The sequence below is a fragment of the Janthinobacterium sp. BCJ23 genome, from assembly GCF_059617945.1.
This window is the reverse complement of sequence record NZ_JCAQAW010000005.1, coordinates 197,645-211,753: the sequence shown is the minus strand read 5'-3', so window position 1 is coordinate 211,753 and position 14,109 is coordinate 197,645. Positions and strand designations below refer to the sequence as shown.

Annotated in this window: 14 protein-coding genes; 10 read left to right on the top strand and 4 right to left on the bottom strand. The window is 63.4% G+C overall.

Annotated features, from left to right (window positions below; translation table 11 throughout):
* The first annotated feature begins 70 nt into the window (after positions 1–70).
* The 7 genes from AC54AG_RS17890 to AC54AG_RS17860 are packed head-to-tail and all read left to right on the top strand — an operon-like array spanning position 71 to position 5,762.
* On the top strand, positions 71–769 hold the full coding sequence (locus AC54AG_RS17890) for a Crp/Fnr family transcriptional regulator (protein WP_338680340.1): 699 nt from the start codon (positions 71–73) through the stop codon (positions 767–769).
* On the top strand, positions 756–1,475 hold the full coding sequence (locus tag AC54AG_RS17885; protein ID WP_338680342.1) for a hypothetical protein: 720 nt from the start codon (positions 756–758) through the stop codon (positions 1,473–1,475). Before AC54AG_RS17890 ends, AC54AG_RS17885 begins: the two co-directional genes overlap by 14 nt.
* Positions 1,476–1,505: 30 nt before the next feature.
* Entirely contained in the window at positions 1,506–3,317 is a 1,812-nt protein-coding gene (locus tag AC54AG_RS17880; RefSeq protein ID WP_496631134.1) for an aminopeptidase P family protein, read from the top strand.
* Positions 3,317–3,565, top strand: a complete 249-nt coding sequence (locus tag AC54AG_RS17875) for a hypothetical protein (protein ID WP_034752831.1) — start codon at positions 3,317–3,319, stop codon at positions 3,563–3,565. Before AC54AG_RS17880 ends, AC54AG_RS17875 begins: the two co-directional genes overlap by 1 nt.
* Positions 3,566–4,306 carry an MgtC/SapB family protein gene (locus AC54AG_RS17870; RefSeq protein ID WP_034752834.1) on the top strand — a complete coding sequence of 247 codons (741 nt, stop codon included), beginning with the start codon at positions 3,566–3,568 and terminating at the stop codon, positions 4,304–4,306. It begins immediately after the preceding gene.
* A gap of 16 nt (positions 4,307–4,322) precedes the next feature.
* Positions 4,323–4,910 (top strand): DUF924 family protein, encoded by a 588-nt coding sequence (locus AC54AG_RS17865; protein WP_080698608.1) that lies wholly within the window; start codon positions 4,323–4,325, stop codon positions 4,908–4,910.
* A 9-nt stretch (positions 4,911–4,919) separates the two neighbouring features.
* Positions 4,920–5,762 carry a Rossmann-like and DUF2520 domain-containing protein gene (locus AC54AG_RS17860; protein WP_496631133.1) on the top strand — a complete coding sequence of 281 codons (843 nt, stop codon included), beginning with the start codon at positions 4,920–4,922 and terminating at the stop codon, positions 5,760–5,762.
* A 1-nt stretch (position 5,763) separates the two neighbouring features.
* Here the strand turns inward: AC54AG_RS17860 and AC54AG_RS17855 are convergent, their stop codons facing one another.
* Complete coding sequence (locus AC54AG_RS17855; RefSeq protein ID WP_496631132.1) at positions 5,764–7,218, bottom strand: sensor domain-containing diguanylate cyclase; 1,455 nt, start codon at positions 7,216–7,218, stop codon at positions 5,764–5,766.
* 265 nt (positions 7,219–7,483) lie between these two features.
* Between AC54AG_RS17855 and AC54AG_RS17850 the strand changes: the two genes are divergently transcribed.
* Complete coding sequence (locus AC54AG_RS17850) at positions 7,484–7,846, top strand: hypothetical protein (RefSeq protein ID WP_034752842.1); 363 nt, start codon at positions 7,484–7,486, stop codon at positions 7,844–7,846.
* Positions 7,847–7,861: 15 nt separating this feature from the next.
* Here AC54AG_RS17850 and AC54AG_RS17845 read toward each other — a convergent pair whose 3' ends face one another.
* Complete coding sequence (locus AC54AG_RS17845) at positions 7,862–8,443, bottom strand: putative pterin-binding protein (protein WP_338680346.1); 582 nt, start codon at positions 8,441–8,443, stop codon at positions 7,862–7,864.
* Positions 8,444–8,678: 235 nt separating this feature from the next.
* On the opposite strand from AC54AG_RS17845, the gene AC54AG_RS17840 reads away from it, so the two are divergent.
* Entirely contained in the window at positions 8,679–9,260 is a 582-nt protein-coding gene (locus AC54AG_RS17840; RefSeq protein WP_034752848.1) for a porin family protein, read from the top strand.
* Positions 9,261–9,331: 71 nt separating this feature from the next.
* On the opposite strand, the gene ettA is transcribed toward AC54AG_RS17840, so the two are convergent.
* Both ettA and rarD read right to left on the bottom strand, forming a co-directional pair.
* A complete protein-coding gene (gene ettA, locus AC54AG_RS17835) occupies positions 9,332–10,999 on the bottom strand; it encodes an energy-dependent translational throttle protein EttA (protein WP_034752850.1) in 1,668 nt (555 codons plus the stop codon).
* Between the two features lie 87 nt (positions 11,000–11,086).
* Positions 11,087–11,971 carry an EamA family transporter RarD gene (gene rarD / locus AC54AG_RS17830; RefSeq protein WP_496631131.1) on the bottom strand — a complete coding sequence of 295 codons (885 nt, stop codon included), beginning with the start codon at positions 11,969–11,971 and terminating at the stop codon, positions 11,087–11,089.
* 238 nt (positions 11,972–12,209) lie between these two features.
* Here rarD and AC54AG_RS17825 point away from each other — a divergent pair, with 238 nt between their 5' ends.
* Positions 12,210–14,087, top strand: a complete 1,878-nt coding sequence (locus tag AC54AG_RS17825) for a potassium transporter Kup (protein ID WP_496631278.1) — start codon at positions 12,210–12,212, stop codon at positions 14,085–14,087.
* The last annotated feature ends 22 nt before the right edge of the window (positions 14,088–14,109 follow it).

Below are 14,109 nucleotides of genomic sequence, written 5' to 3'. Positions count from 1 at the left end.
GTAGCTTGCGTTAGTTTGCCAAGTTGTCTTTTCGGGGACATTTACCCACTTTTCGATGGTGCATCGCACAATGATCAATCCTGATATCAGCCTCAAGGATGCCGTGCGCGCGGCCCACTGGGCGCAGCTGCTCGACCCCGTGCAAATGGCCCGGGTCGAGGCCGATGTGTTCGAGACTTTCGTGCCGAAAGGAGGCTTTGTCTGCCGCAAGGGCGAGCCGGTGGACAACTGGATCGGCGTCATCAGCGGCATGGTCAAGATGAATAATTTTTCCGCTTCCGGCAAGGCCATGACGTTTACGGGCTTGTCACCGGGCAGCTGGTTTGGCGAAGGTTCGCTGCTCAAGCGCGAGATGCGCAAATACGACACCATCGCCGTGCGCGACACGCGCGTGGCGCGCCTGCCTGCCAGCACCTTCCACTGGCTGCTGGAAACGAGCCTGCCATTCACGCGCTTCCTGCTGATGCAGCTCAACGAGCGCCTGGGCCAGTTCATCGGCATGATGGAAAACGAGCGCCTGCTCGACCTGAACACGCGCGTGGCGCGCTGCCTGGCGTCGATGTTCCATTCGCATCTGTACCCGAGCGTGGACACCCTGGTGCAACTGTCGCAGGAAGAAATCGGCCTGCTGTCCGGTTCTTCGCGCCAGCGCGCCAACCAGGCCTTGCAGGTGCTGGAAAAAAAGGGTTTATTGCGACTCGATTACGGCGGCATCCGCGTGCTGGACCTGGAAGGCTTGCGCCGCTACGAGGCCGATGATGGCGAATGAGGTGTCGATGGATGACGTACGGCACTTGACGGAGCAGCACTACCAGTCATTCCTGCAGGCGCGTCTGGCTGGCGCCAAGGCGCTGGCGCGGCTGGATGCTGCCATGCAGGCACGCCACGCCTTGCTGCCGATGCCGCTGACCTTGCGCGAACTGGCCTTGCTGCCGCAACTGTGCGATGCCTCCTTGCTGGCGCTGGCCCGTTCGCCGCACGGCGGGCACTGGAGCCGCGACGACATCGGCGACATGGATCCCGCGATGGCGCTGGCCGGCGACGCCGCGTATGCCGACTTTTCGCGTGCCATCCTGAAAGACGCGGCTGCGCACATCGCCGCCATCCATGCCGGCCAGCTGCCGTATGTGGCTGATGCGGCCTTTGCCACGGCCGATTCCGGCGTGCTGGCGCGCGCCGCGCGGGTGGCCTCCTACCGCGATGACGCATGGTTCGCGCCCGTCATCGCCACCTTGCTGCCGCAGGTGTGCGTGGCGCCGGGCACGGCGAAAAGCGCGCCGTCGCAGTCGCTGGCCATGGCGCTCGGCCATGGCGTGGAAACCATCCCCACCCAGGCAAGCCTGGCAGCCCTGCGCACGGCGCTGGAGCAGGTGCGCCATGCGGGCGTCCGTAAAAAACTCGAACGCAACCTGAAACCGGCGGAAAAGGCGTTGCGGGCACGCAGTGCCTTACCCGGCCTAATCGGGGTATCATAGGCACTTCCCAGCACCGCTCTTTTCGTCCCCATGCAGACACCTGACCAAGCCACTCCCGCCTCCCGTTTGTCGCAACTGCGCGCCGCCATGCGCGCGCAGCATATCGATGCGCTGATCGTGCCATCGGCCGATCCGCATTTGTCCGAGTACCTGCCGGCCCGCTGGCAGGGCCGCGAGTGGCTGTCGGGCTTTACGGGTTCCGTCGGCACCCTGGTCGTGACGCAGGATGTCGCTGGCGTGTGGACCGATGGCCGCTACTGGGAGCAGGCGGAAGACGAGCTGGCCGGCAGCGGCATCGTCCTCAAGAAAATCCCGTCCGGCGCCAGCGTGCTGTATATCGACTGGCTGGGCGAGACCATGCAGCCGGGGCAAACGGTGGCCGTCGACGGCGCCGTGCTGGGCCTGGCCAATGCGCGATTGCTGCAGCAGGCGCTGGGTGAGCAAGTGACCCTGCGCACGGACACCGACGTGCTGCAAGCCGTCTGGCCCGATCGTCCGGCCATGCCCGCCGCGCCCGTCGTTGAGCATGCGGCCGCCTATCCGTCGCTGTCGCGTACGCAAAAACTGGCGGCCCTGCGCGCCAGCATGACCGTCCACGGCGCCAGCCACCATGTGATTTCCACCCTCGACGATATCGCCTACCTGTTCAACCTGCGCGGCGCCGACGTCAGTTACAACCCCGTCTTCCTCGCGCATGCGCTGGTGGGACCGGAGCGCGCCACCCTGTTTGTCGCCGAAGGCAAGCTGCCCGCCGCGCTGCGCGCCACCCTGGAGAGCGAGGGCGTGGACGTGGCCGCGTATGACCGCACGGCGGCCGCACTGGCCGCCTTGCCGGCCGGCGCCACCTTGCTGCTGGACCCGCGCCGCATCACGTTCGGCACGCGCCAGGCCGTGGCCGAGGGCGTGCGGGTGGTGGAAGCCATCAACCCGACCACCCTGGCCAAGTCGCGCAAGACGGACGGCGAAGCGGCGCACGTGCGCGCCGCCATGGAGCAGGACGGCGCCGCCCTGTGCGAGTTTTTCAGCTGGCTGGACGCCACCCTGGCCGACCCGCAGCGCGCGCCGTTGACGGAAATCGGCGTCGACGAGCACCTGACGGCCGCCCGCGCCCGCCGCGCCGGTTTTGTCAGCCCCAGCTTCGGCACCATCGCCGGCTTCAATGCGCATGGCGCCATCATGCATTACCACGCGCATGCGGATACGGCAGCGACCATCGAAGGCGACGGCTTGCTGCTGATAGACTCGGGCGGCCAGTATTGGGGCGGCACGACGGACATCACGCGCGTGGTCCCCGTCGGTACGATCACGGCCGAGCACAAGCGCGATTTCACCCTGGTCTTGCGCAGCATGATCGCCCTGTCGCGCGCGCAGTTCCCGCGCGGCGTGAAGTCGCCCATGCTTGACTCGATTGCGCGCGCACCGCTGTGGGCCGAAGGCATCGACTTTGGCCATGGCACGGGCCACGGCGTGGGATTTTTTCTCAACGTGCATGAAGGACCGCAATCGATTTCGCAGTCCGCCATGCCGGAGCCGCAGACGGCCATGGAAGCGGGCATGATCACGTCCATCGAACCGGGCATCTACCGCCCTGGCCAGTGGGGCATCCGCATCGAGAACCTGGTCCTCAACGTCGCGGCGGAAACGACGCAGTTCGGCGAATTCCTGCGTTTTGAGACCTTGACCCTGTGCCCGATCGACACGCGCTGCGTGGAACGCTCGCTGTTGCGCGATGACGAGGCGGCCTGGCTCAACGACTATCACGCCACCGTGCGTGCGCGCCTGGCGCCGCACTTGGCCGGCGGTGCGCTGGCGTGGCTGGAACAGCGCACGGGAGCCATCTGATGCGCTCGACCCGCGCCACCTCCGCCATCGAACGGCTCAAGGAACGCACCGGCAACCGCCTCTACACGATGGCGCGCACGGGCGATGAACTGTTTTTCCTCACCGAAGGCCCCGGCTTGCCGCCTTTGTGCCCGCCGCTGGAACTCGATGCCTTTGTCGCCTTCGTCAATGGCCTGGGACCGCAAAAGGCGCGCCGCGTCAGCAAGCTCGATGTGGCGTTTGAAAAGCAGCTGACGAAAAAGCCCTAAATGCCGACCATCGACTTCCTGCGCGCCTACTGGTCGCCGGCCGAGCTGGCGACGAATGGCGTGATCCTGCTGAACCTGCTGGGTGCGCTGCTGCTGGGCTTGCTGGTGGGTTACGAGCGTTCGTATCACGGGCGCGCGGCGGGCATGCGCACCTACAGCCTTGTCTGCATGGCCTCGGCCGCGCTGACGGTGCTGGGCGGCTATCCCGAGTTCTGGTACGGCGGCCATGGCGCCATCGTCGGCAGCGATCCCACGCGTGTGATCCAGGGCATCGTCACGGGCGTGGGTTTTCTTGGCGCTGGCGTCATCATGCGCGAGGGGTTCAATATCAGCGGCCTGACGACGGCCGCCTCGATCTGGGCTTCGTCCGTGATCGGCATCATGGTCGGCATCGGCTTTTATCTGTCGGCCATGGGCCTGGCCTTTTTGTGCGCGATGGCGATGATTTTTCTGTCAAAATTGGAGAACTGGCTGCCGTCGCGCCACGCCGTGGCCATCACCATGCGCTTCAAGCAAGGATTCATTCCCCGTGAAGATGCGCTGCGGCGCATGGCCGCCAAGCGCGGCTACGACATTGCCGGCGGCTCGCTGACCATCGGCAGCAACGAAGGCATGCAGGAATGGCGCTTTGTCGCCATCGCGCATGGCAAGAACACGGGCGCCAGCCTGTCAGCCATGTCGGCTGAACTGGCCGCCTTCGAAGGCATCGCCGGCTTCCAGCTGTCGCATGCCCGCAATTGACATGGATGCTGAGAGGATGGACATGGATGCACAGGCCCAAGAGGTACTCGATTTCTGGTTCCTGCCGCCGGATAACCCAGACTATGGCCAATCGCGCGCGGAATGGTTCCGCAAGGATGATGCTTTCGACGCGCAGATACGCGCGCGTTTCGGCGCGCTGATCGATGCCGCCATCGACGGCGGCTTGCGCGAATGGGATGCGACGCCGCACGGCGCGCTGGCGCGCCTCATCGTGCTCGACCAGTTTACGCGCAATGTGTATCGCGGCACGCCGCGCGCCTTTGCCGGCGACGCTCAGGCGCTGGCGCTGGCCATCGCCTTGACGCAAGCGGGGCAGGATGGACAACTGCCGCCGATGCTGCGCGCTTTTGCCTACCTGCCGTTCGAACACGCGGAAGACCTGGCCATGCAGGCGCGCGCCGTCGAGCTGTTCCAGCTGCTGTCGCAGGCGCAGCCCGGTTTTGACGGCATGCTCGACTACGCCGAGCGCCACCAGGAAGTGATCGCCCGCTTTGGCCGCTTCCCGCACCGCAATGCCATCCTCGGCCGCGCGTCCACGCCGCAAGAGCTGGAATTTTTGCGCCAGCCGGGATCGAGCTTTTAGAAAATCATCATGAACGTCACACTCAATATCATCGGCGCCGGCCACGTGGGCCGCGTGCTGGGCAGGCTGTTTGCGCAAACCGAGGGGACGCATGGTGGAAAAATCCTGGTGCAGGATGTGCTGACGCGGTCGATGGCCTCGGCGCAAGCGGCCGTCGCTTTCATCGGCGCCGGCACGCCCGTCGACAGCTATGCTGCCTTGCGCCACGCCGACGTCACCATGCTGGCCGTCTCCGACGACCAGATCGGCCCGGCCTGCGCGGCGCTGGTGGCCGAAGGACGGCAGGCGGGCGCCATCGTGTTTCACTGTAGCGGCGCGCTGGCCTCGAACGTGCTGCTGGCGGCCACGCAGGCCGGCGCGTTTGTCGCCAGCGCCCACCCGATCCGCAGCTTTGCCGATCCGGCACAGGTGGCCGCCACCTTTGACGGTACGTTTTGCGGCGTGGAAGGCGACCCGCTGGCGCTGGCCTTCCTCACGCCCGCCTTGAATGCCATCGGCGCGCGCCCCGTGCCCATCGATCCGGCCGCCAAGACCCTGTATCACGCCGCTGCCGTCTTCGCCAGCAATTACCTGGTGACGGTGCTCGACGCGGCCTTGCGCGCGTATCAGGCGGCCGGCATTCCCGAGCCGGTGGCGCGCGAACTGGCGCAGCCGCTGGTGACGGAAGCGGTGGCCAATGTATTCCGCCTGGGCGCCGCGCCGGCGCTGTCCGGCCCCATCGCACGCGGCGATTCGGCCACCGTACAACGCCAGCAGCTGGCCGTGCAAAGCTGGGATGCCGCCACGGGCGAGCTGTACCGGGCGCTGGTGGCGCCCACGCAGCACCTGGCCAGACGCAAGCGCGGTGGATGACTCAGGCCGCGTGCACGCCGTTGCGGCCGTGATGCTTGGCCTGGTACAAGGCGCTGTCGGCACGTGAAAAGAAGGCCGATTCGCTTTCCTCCGGCCGGTACTCGGCCACGCCCAGGCTGATCGTTACGGGTAGCTGCGGCGCGGGCAGGCCGAAATCGTGGCCTTCGATGGCGGCGCGCAGGTTTTCCGCCACTTCCGCCGCTTGCGCCAGGCTGCAGTTATTCAGCAGTACCAAATACTCCTCGCCGCCCCAGCGCGTGATGACGTCGCTTTCGCGCACGGTGGCGCGCGCCACGTCGGCTACGCCACGGATGACCTTGTCGCCCCACAGGTGGCCGTGGGTATCGTTGACGCGCTTGAAGAAATCGATGTCGAACAGGATGGCGGACATCGGCTGCTCGTTGCGTCTGGACAGAAGCATGGCGCGCTGGAACAGCAATTCCAGCGATTGGCGGTTCAAGAGCCCGGTCAGCGCATCCGTCGAGGCGATGCGCTCGATGCGGCGCTGGTAGCGGTTCACCGTCAGCAAGGTCAGCCCCAGTACCAGCAGGGTGACGCCAAAGCTGATGGCCAGGTTGAAGATGAACACGCGCTGCAGCGACTGGACTTCGTCGCTGACATTCTGCTCGACCACCAGGTACCAGCCCAGTTCGGGAATGAAACGCGAATTGACGAGGATTTCCGCGCGGCCCAGCTGGTACGACAGATGCGTCGGTTCGCTGCGGTGGTTGATGATCTGCCCGGCAATGGCGCTCACGCCGGGCAGGCTGCGGATGTTGCCGCGCCCATTGCGCATGGTCTTGCCCGCCAATACCAGCGTGCCGGCGGCATCGACAAAATAGATGTTGCGGTGGAAGCGCGCCTGGTAGCGGTCGATGATGTGGCTCATGGTGTCCAGGGTCAGGCCGATGCCGGTGGCGCCGATGAACTGGCCGTCGTAGTCAACCACGCGGTGGTTGATGAAGATGGTCATGCTGTCGCGGTTGGCCATGTCGATATCGACATTCGTTTCATAATCGGTCTTGTCCATGGCGCGCACGCGGTAGTACCAGATGTCGCGCGTCTCTTGCGGGCTGACGGATTTCAAGGTGCCTTCCGCATAGTAATATTTGCTGCTCTTGTCCGAGACGAGAAAGCTGGTGATGGCACCGTATTTCTTCTTGACCTCGGCCAGGTAGCGCACGATCTGCTCCGGCTTGTTTTCGCCGGCCAGTATCCAGTCGCGCACGAAGGTGTCGTGCGCCATCAGCGACGAGATGAAGACGGGGCGCAGCATGTCCTTCTGGATTTCCGAATAAATATTGTCGCCCGTCAGCGGCAGGGTCTGGTCGGCGATGCCGTGTTCGATGGCCTGGCGCGAGGCCAGGTAGCTGGCCAGGCTGGTCGCCATGAAGCCCGCCCCCAGGATCAGGGTCAGGAGGATGAGCAGGCGGTATTTGATCGACAGAAGACGCATGGAGACGGGGAGTGGCCGGCGGGAAGGCTATCGTGACGCAAGCCAAAAGTATGCAGCAGGGCGGGTATTGGCGCAATGATAACTGGTTTTATTGATAATTTACCCTGGCGAACGCGACAAGATAACCACGACTTACCAAATAAAAGTGCCGATTTGTCGACAAAGATGCCAATTAGCAATAAGATTTGATGAGGGGAATCATTGCGCACCGCCCCTGTCTTGCCGCCCGTTTCAGGCGCAGGATATTACGCGCAGGGAGTGTTGCATGTTATTTTTAAAGAGTACGTCCGTCAGCAAGGCCCCCGGCATCTACGAGGTCGACATCGCCGCCAAGCCGCCTGGCAAGACCTTCGGCATTTTTCTCGCCACCGATCCCGACCATCCACCATCAGCCTTGCTGGGGCAATTGAAGGCGTTGGGCTTCGAGAACACCTATAGCTCGCCTTATCTGCACAAGGATGGGGGCAAAGTGCTGGACCTGCATTTCCAGAAGGATGGCACGGATATCTTCAAGGGCTGGAAAACCGAGGAGTGCACGCAGAACGTGGCGGCCATCACGGCGCTGTTCGAAGAGCATGGCATCACGATCTCCCCACGGGTGATGTCGATGGCGGAAGCCTACGCCTAATCTGCCTCAACCGCGTCAACCCGCCTCCACGCCGATGTGATACAGCGCCCATGGGCAGCTGGCAAAACGTTCGGCCAGGGGCAGGGCCGCCACGGCCGCGATGCGGTCCGCATCGTGGATCGCCCATAGCGGCCCCAGCCCGCCCAGCGCCATCGCCTGCCCGTCCAGGTGGGTGGCGACAATAAAACGCTGCGCGCGCGCCTGCGCCATGGTCAGCGCCGCCGCATAGCCATCGACGGCGCGCAGCAGCAAGCGAATCTCACCTTCCTCGGGCGCGCCCGCCGCCTTCAATACATCGACCAGCAATGGTCCGCGCAAGGCATGCGCCTTGCCGTCGTATTCCAGGGTGGGGTGGATCGTGCGCGCCGGCAAGTTCGCCAGCGCCGCAAAGTCGAATGCCCGCGCCCGCTCAAAACTGATCTTTTGCTTGTGCATCATCTGGTCGCGCACGGCGTCGAACGGACCCCGGTTCGGCTTGTCGATGCTGCCCGTGATGGTCAGCAAGGCCGGGCCGCGCAGGCCGGCGGGCGCCGCCCGGGCGATGGCGGGCAGGGCCGCGCCCGCCATGGCGGCGGCGAGAAATTGGCGTTTATGCATGCACTTCTCCTTTGGCTGAAAATCGATAATGTTCTTAAGTCTATCTTAAGTTCGCTCAACGGTGCGCATTTTACGGTTATTGTCAGTTTGGAATCTCGGCTTACATCTTGTCACAGTTCTTACGGAATGGTGAAAGACGTAGCTTTTTTCGGCTGTTATTGTGTCCTCATCGCACTTCGCTGAACTGCGAATCCAGGCATGAATCTAGGAACATCCACCAATTAAGAGAGAGAACATGATGAAGAAGAAAATCCTGTTTGCAATGATCGCTTCCGTTACCGCACTGACCGGCATGAGCGCCGCACACGCCGAGGGCGCCTATGTGGGTGCCGGCGTCACGGGCAACCGCTATAACTTCGATATTCCTGGCGCCACCAGCGCCGATAATCACAGCGGCTACAAGGCTGGCGCCAAGATCTTCGCCGGTTACGATTTCGATAAGACCTGGGCGGTCGAGGGCGGCTATGCCGATTTCGGCAGCAAGGATTACAGCTATGTCACGGGCGCCGGCAACGGTTCCGTGAAAAGCGATTCGCACGGCTACTACCTGGCCGGCAAGGCCACCATGCCCGTGACCGACAAGGTCGGCGTGTTCGGCAAGCTGGGCGTGGCCAAGGTCAAGAATAGCTTGAGCGGCACGGGCCTGTCGACCGGCATCAGCGGCAACGACAAGACGGGCGTGTACGCTTCCGTCGGCGCCCAGTACGCGATCAACGAGAAAGTCTCGCTGACGGCGGAAGTGGAACACTTCGGCAAGAGCGCCGACCAGGGCCGCAAGGCTACGGGCCTCGCTTTAGGCGCACGCTACAACTTCTAATCACCTGGAAGTTTGCTGAAAAAAAAGGCAGTTACCGCGAGGTAACTGCCTTTTTGCATGGCAGACCGAAATTACGTGGTCAAAGGCTTGTAGCGGATACGTTTCGGCTTCGCGCCTTCTTCACCCAGGCGTTTCTTCTTGTCGGCTTCGTATTCTTGATAGTTGCCGTCGAAGAAGGTGACTTGCGAATTGCCTTCGAACGCCAGGATGTGCGTGGCGATACGGTCGAGGAACCAGCGGTCATGGGAAATGACCATGACGCTGCCGGCAAATTCCAGCAGGGCGTCTTCCAGCGCGCGCAAGGTTTCCACGTCCAGATCGTTCGACGGCTCATCGAGCAGCAGGACGTTGCCGCCCATTAAGAGGGTTTTCGCCAGGTGCAGACGGCCGCGTTCACCGCCGGACAGGTTGCCCACTTGCTTTTGCTGGTCCGAGCCCTTGAAGTTGAAGCGGCCCAGGTAGGCGCGCGACGGCATTTCGAAGCGGCCCACGGTCAGCATGTCGGCGCCGCCGGACACGTCCTCGAACACGGATTTGTTGTCAGCGAGACTATCGCGGTTCTGGTCGACGATGGACACGCGCGCCGTCTGGCCGATGGCCACTTCGCCGCTGTCCGGCGTTTCCTTGCCGGTGATCATCTTGAACAGGGTCGATTTACCGGCGCCGTTGGGGCCGATGATGCCGACGATGGCGCCTGGCGGCACGGTGAAGCTCAGGTTATCGATCAGCAAGCGGTCGCCGAACGCTTTCGACACGTTCTTGAACTCGATGACTTCATTGCCCAGGCGTTCGGCCACGGGAATGAAGATTTCCTGCGTTTCGTTGCGCTTCTGGTATTCGTGCTCGGACAGCTCGTTGAAGCGGGCCAGGCGGGCTTTCGACTTGGCCTGGCGCGCTTTCGGGTTCTGGCGCGACCATTCCAATTCCTTCTGCAGCGCTTTCTGGCGCGCCGATTCCGTCGCCTCTTCCTGCTTCAGGCGGGCTTGCTTCTGGTCCAGCCAGGTCGAGTAGTTACCCTTCCATGGAATGCCGTGGCCGCGGTCCAGCTCCAGAATCCACTCTGCCGCGTTGTCGAGGAAGTAGCGGTCATGGGTGATGGCCACCACGGTGCCGGGGAAGCGCAGCAGGAATTGTTCCAGCCAGTCGACCGATTCCGCATCCAGATGGTTGGTCGGCTCGTCGAGCAGCAGCATGTCGGGTTTCGACAGCAGCAGCTTGCACAGCGCCACGCGGCGCTTTTCACCGCCGGACAGCACGCCGATGGTGGCGTCCCATGGCGGCAGGCGCAGCGCGTCGGCGGCCATTTCCAGCTGCAGATTCAGATTGCCGCCGTCGGAAGTCGAGATGATCGCTTCCAGGCGTGCCTGTTCCGTGGCCAGGGCGTCGAAATCGGCGTCTTCCTCGGCATACGCGGCGTACACGGCTTCCAGCTTGGCTTGCGCTTCAAACACTTCGCCCAGGCCAGATTCCACTTCCTGGCGCACGGTTTTTGCCGGGTCCAGCTGCGGTTCCTGCGGCAGGTAGCCGATGTTCAAGCCCGGCATCGGCACGGCTTCGCCCTGGATGTCGGTGTCGATGCCTGCCATGATTTTCAGCAGGGTCGATTTGCCGGAGCCGTTCAGGCCCAGCACGCCGATCTTCGCGCCTGGGAAGAAGGAGAGGGAAATATCTTTCAGAATCTGGCGCTTGGGCGGGACGATTTTGCCCACGCGATTCATGGTGTAGACGTAATTTGCCATTAGAAATCTCGGGTGATATACAAAGACGGACAGGATACGGTAAACGCCCGCTTCCGGCCAGCGCTGTGCGCTGCCGGAACGGGCCGCTCAGGCGGTCACACGCGCGCGGCGGCTGCTCCACAACCCTTCGGCCGCATACAGGCCCAGCGCCGTCCAGATGACGAGGAAGCCCAGCATGCGCTCGGGCGTGAACGATTCATGGAAGACCCATACGCCGATCAAGAGCTGGCCCGTGGGGGCGATGTATTGCAATAGCCCCAGCACGGCCAGCGGCAGGCGGCGCGCGCCGGCGGCAAACAGCAGCAGGGGAATGGCCGTGATGGGGCCGGACGCCAGCAGCAGCGCGCGCGTGGCGGTGGAATCTGTATTGACGAAGCCGCTCTGGCCATGCCAGGCCAGCCACAGCATGTAGGCCAGCGCCAGGGGGAACAGAATCAATGTTTCGAACGACAGGCCTTCCAGCGCGCCCAGCGCGGCCGTTTTGCGCAGCAAGCCATAGCCGCCGAACGAGGCCGCCAGCAGCAGGGCGATCCAGGGCACTTGCCCCGCCTGCCAGGTGAGCCAGGCCACGCCGCAGGCGGCCAGGCCGATGGCCAGCCACTGCAGGCGGCGCAGGCGTTCGTGCAGCAGCAGAAAGCCCAGCATGACATTGATCAGGGGCGTAATGAAGTAGCCGAGGCTGGCGTCGACCACGTGGCCGTTGTTGACGGCCCAGATATAGATGAACCAGTTGGCCGAGAGCAAAAACGCACTGGCGACGAAACTGGCCACGACCCTGGGTTGCGCTTTCAGGCTGCCCAGCCAGCTCCACTGCCGGCGCACGGTCAGTACGATACCGAGGAACAAGAGCGACCAGACCATGCGGTGCGCGAGGATTTCCTGCGGCGCGATCTCGCCGATGGCATGAAAGTACAGGGGGAACAGGCCCCAGCAAAGGAAGGCGAGGGAGGCGTACAACATGCCTGGATTCATGATGGGCTTCGCAGGAGAGTAGACAGTCTGTCATTATGGCTGAAAACATCGGGGGCTGCCCGGCGCCGCTGGCGAGGCGTAGAATGGCAACAAATCAATGGCCGCAAGCCCGCGCAGCAAGGCGGAGCGGCACAAAACCACGACTTTGGGGCAGCTGCGGAACCATGCAAAAATACTCTTGCTATTTGCTAATACCTATCATATTGTGCGATGCAACAAAACAAAAATGGGTGCAATCTTGACGTCGGAACATAAAAAAAGCGGCCTGGCTGGCCTGACCCTGGCGGCCGTCGGCATCGTTTACGGCGATATCGGTACCAGTCCGCTGTACACCTTGAAGACCGTCTTCGACCCGGCCCACGGCCTGATGCTGTCGCCCGAGAACTTGCTGGGCATCGTCTCGCTGATCTTCTGGGGCCTGACCCTGATCGTCTCGCTCAAGTACGTGACCCTGGTGTTGCGCGCCGATAACCGCGGCGAGGGCGGCATCATGGCCCTGATGGCGCTGGTGCTGTCGTCCGTCAGCCGCCTGTCGCGCTGGCATTTCCCGCTGATGGTGATCGGCGTCTTCGGCGCCACCCTGTTCTATGGCGACAGCGTGATCACGCCGGCCATTTCCGTGCTGTCGGCCATCGAAGGCCTGCAAGTGGCCACGCCCGCCTTCAGTCCGTACGTGGTACCGCTGACCATCGTCGTGCTGGTGGCGCTGTACTCGGTGCAATCGCACGGCACGGCCGGCATCGGCCGCTATTTTGCCCCCATCATGGTGCTGTGGTTTGCCGCGCTGGCCGGCATGGGCGTGGTCAACATCATCAAGTCGCCAGCCATCCTGGCCGCGCTCAATCCCCTGCACGCGGCGACCTTCCTGATGAATAACGGCTTCGTTGCCTTCGTTGCCCTGGGCGCCGTGGTGCTGGCGCTGACGGGCGCCGAGGCGCTGTACGCCGACATGGGCCATTTCGGCAAGAAGCCGATCCGCCTGGCCTGGTTCCTGATCGCCTTTCCCGCGCTGGCGCTGAACTACCTGGGCCAGGGCGGCTTGCTGCTCGCGCATCCGGAAGCCGTCACGAATCCGTTTTACCAGCAGCTGGGCGCATGGAGCGTCTACCCGCTGGTGATCCTGTCGACCATGGCCACCGTGATCGCCTCGCAGGCAACCATTTCCGGCACCTTCTCGATGACCAAGCAGGCGATCGCGCTGGGCTTCTTGCCGCGCATGCGCGTGCGCCACACGTCGGAAAGCGAAATCGGGCAGATCTACATCCCCGCCGTGAACTGGCTGCAACTGGCCGTGGTGCTGCTGGCCGTCATCGGCTTCGGTTCTTCGGAAAACCTGGCCGCCGCCTACGGTATCGCCGTCACGGCCACCATGCTGTCGACCACGATCCTGACGTTCTTCGTCATCCGCTACCGCTGGAAGATGAACCTGGCCCTGTGCTGGGCCGCCACGGGCTTTTTCCTGATTATCGACGTCAACCTGGTGTCGGCAACTGCGCTGAAACTGTTCCATGGCGGCTGGTTCCCGCTGCTGCTGGGCTCGATTTTGTTCATCGTCATGCTGACCTGGAAGCGCGGCCGCCAGCTGGTGTTTCAGAACCTGGAAAAGCATGCGATCCCGCTCGACGATTTCCTTTCGTCGCTGTTCATCGCGCCGCCGCTGCGCGTGCCGGGCACGGCCATTTTCCTGCGCGGCGAAACGGATGGCGTGCCGCATGCGCTGCTGCATAACTTGCTGCACAACAAGGTGTTGCATGAGCGCGTCATTTTCCTCACCGTCTTCATGCATGAAGAGCCGTGGGTGGCGCCATCGGAGCGCGTGCGCGTGGTGGACCTGGGCCACCAGTGCTACCAGGTCAATGTGCATTACGGCTTCAAGGATGAACCGGACATTCCGTCCGCGCTGGCCCAGTGCGCGCAGCAGGGGCTGGATTTCGAGATGATGGAAACGTCGTTCTTCATCGCGCGCCAGACCATCATTTCGACGCCGGGCGCCGGCATGATGCCATGGCGCGAGCACCTGTTCGTCACCATGTCGCGCAATGCGCGCACGGCGGCCGACTACTATCAGATCCCGAGCAACCGGGTGATCGAACTGGGCACGCAGGTGGAAATCTAGATGTGACAATGGGGTGGAATGG

Excerpts from the sequence above, each read along its gene's own strand:
- AC54AG_RS17870 (WP_034752834.1), top strand. The coding sequence starts at position 3,566 with ATGCCGACCATCGACTTCCTGCGCGCCTACTGGTCGCCGGCCGAGCTG.
- AC54AG_RS17880 (WP_496631134.1), top strand. The coding sequence starts at position 1,506 with ATGCAGACACCTGACCAAGCCACTCCCGCCTCCCGTTTGTCGCAACTG.
- rarD (WP_496631131.1), bottom strand. The coding sequence starts at position 11,971 with ATGAATCCAGGCATGTTGTACGCCTCCCTCGCCTTCCTTTGCTGGGGC.
- AC54AG_RS17850 (WP_034752842.1), top strand. The coding sequence starts at position 7,484 with ATGTTATTTTTAAAGAGTACGTCCGTCAGCAAGGCCCCCGGCATCTAC.
- AC54AG_RS17890 (WP_338680340.1), top strand. The coding sequence starts at position 71 with ATGATCAATCCTGATATCAGCCTCAAGGATGCCGTGCGCGCGGCCCAC.
- AC54AG_RS17860 (WP_496631133.1), top strand. The coding sequence starts at position 4,920 with ATGAACGTCACACTCAATATCATCGGCGCCGGCCACGTGGGCCGCGTG.
- AC54AG_RS17865 (WP_080698608.1), top strand. The coding sequence starts at position 4,323 with ATGGACATGGATGCACAGGCCCAAGAGGTACTCGATTTCTGGTTCCTG.
- AC54AG_RS17845 (WP_338680346.1), bottom strand. The coding sequence starts at position 8,443 with ATGCATAAACGCCAATTTCTCGCCGCCGCCATGGCGGGCGCGGCCCTG.
- AC54AG_RS17855 (WP_496631132.1), bottom strand. The coding sequence starts at position 7,218 with ATGCGTCTTCTGTCGATCAAATACCGCCTGCTCATCCTCCTGACCCTG.
- AC54AG_RS17840 (WP_034752848.1), top strand. The coding sequence starts at position 8,679 with ATGATGAAGAAGAAAATCCTGTTTGCAATGATCGCTTCCGTTACCGCA.
- AC54AG_RS17885 (WP_338680342.1), top strand. The coding sequence starts at position 756 with ATGATGGCGAATGAGGTGTCGATGGATGACGTACGGCACTTGACGGAG.
- AC54AG_RS17875 (WP_034752831.1), top strand. The coding sequence starts at position 3,317 with ATGCGCTCGACCCGCGCCACCTCCGCCATCGAACGGCTCAAGGAACGC.
- ettA (WP_034752850.1), bottom strand. The coding sequence starts at position 10,999 with ATGGCAAATTACGTCTACACCATGAATCGCGTGGGCAAAATCGTCCCG.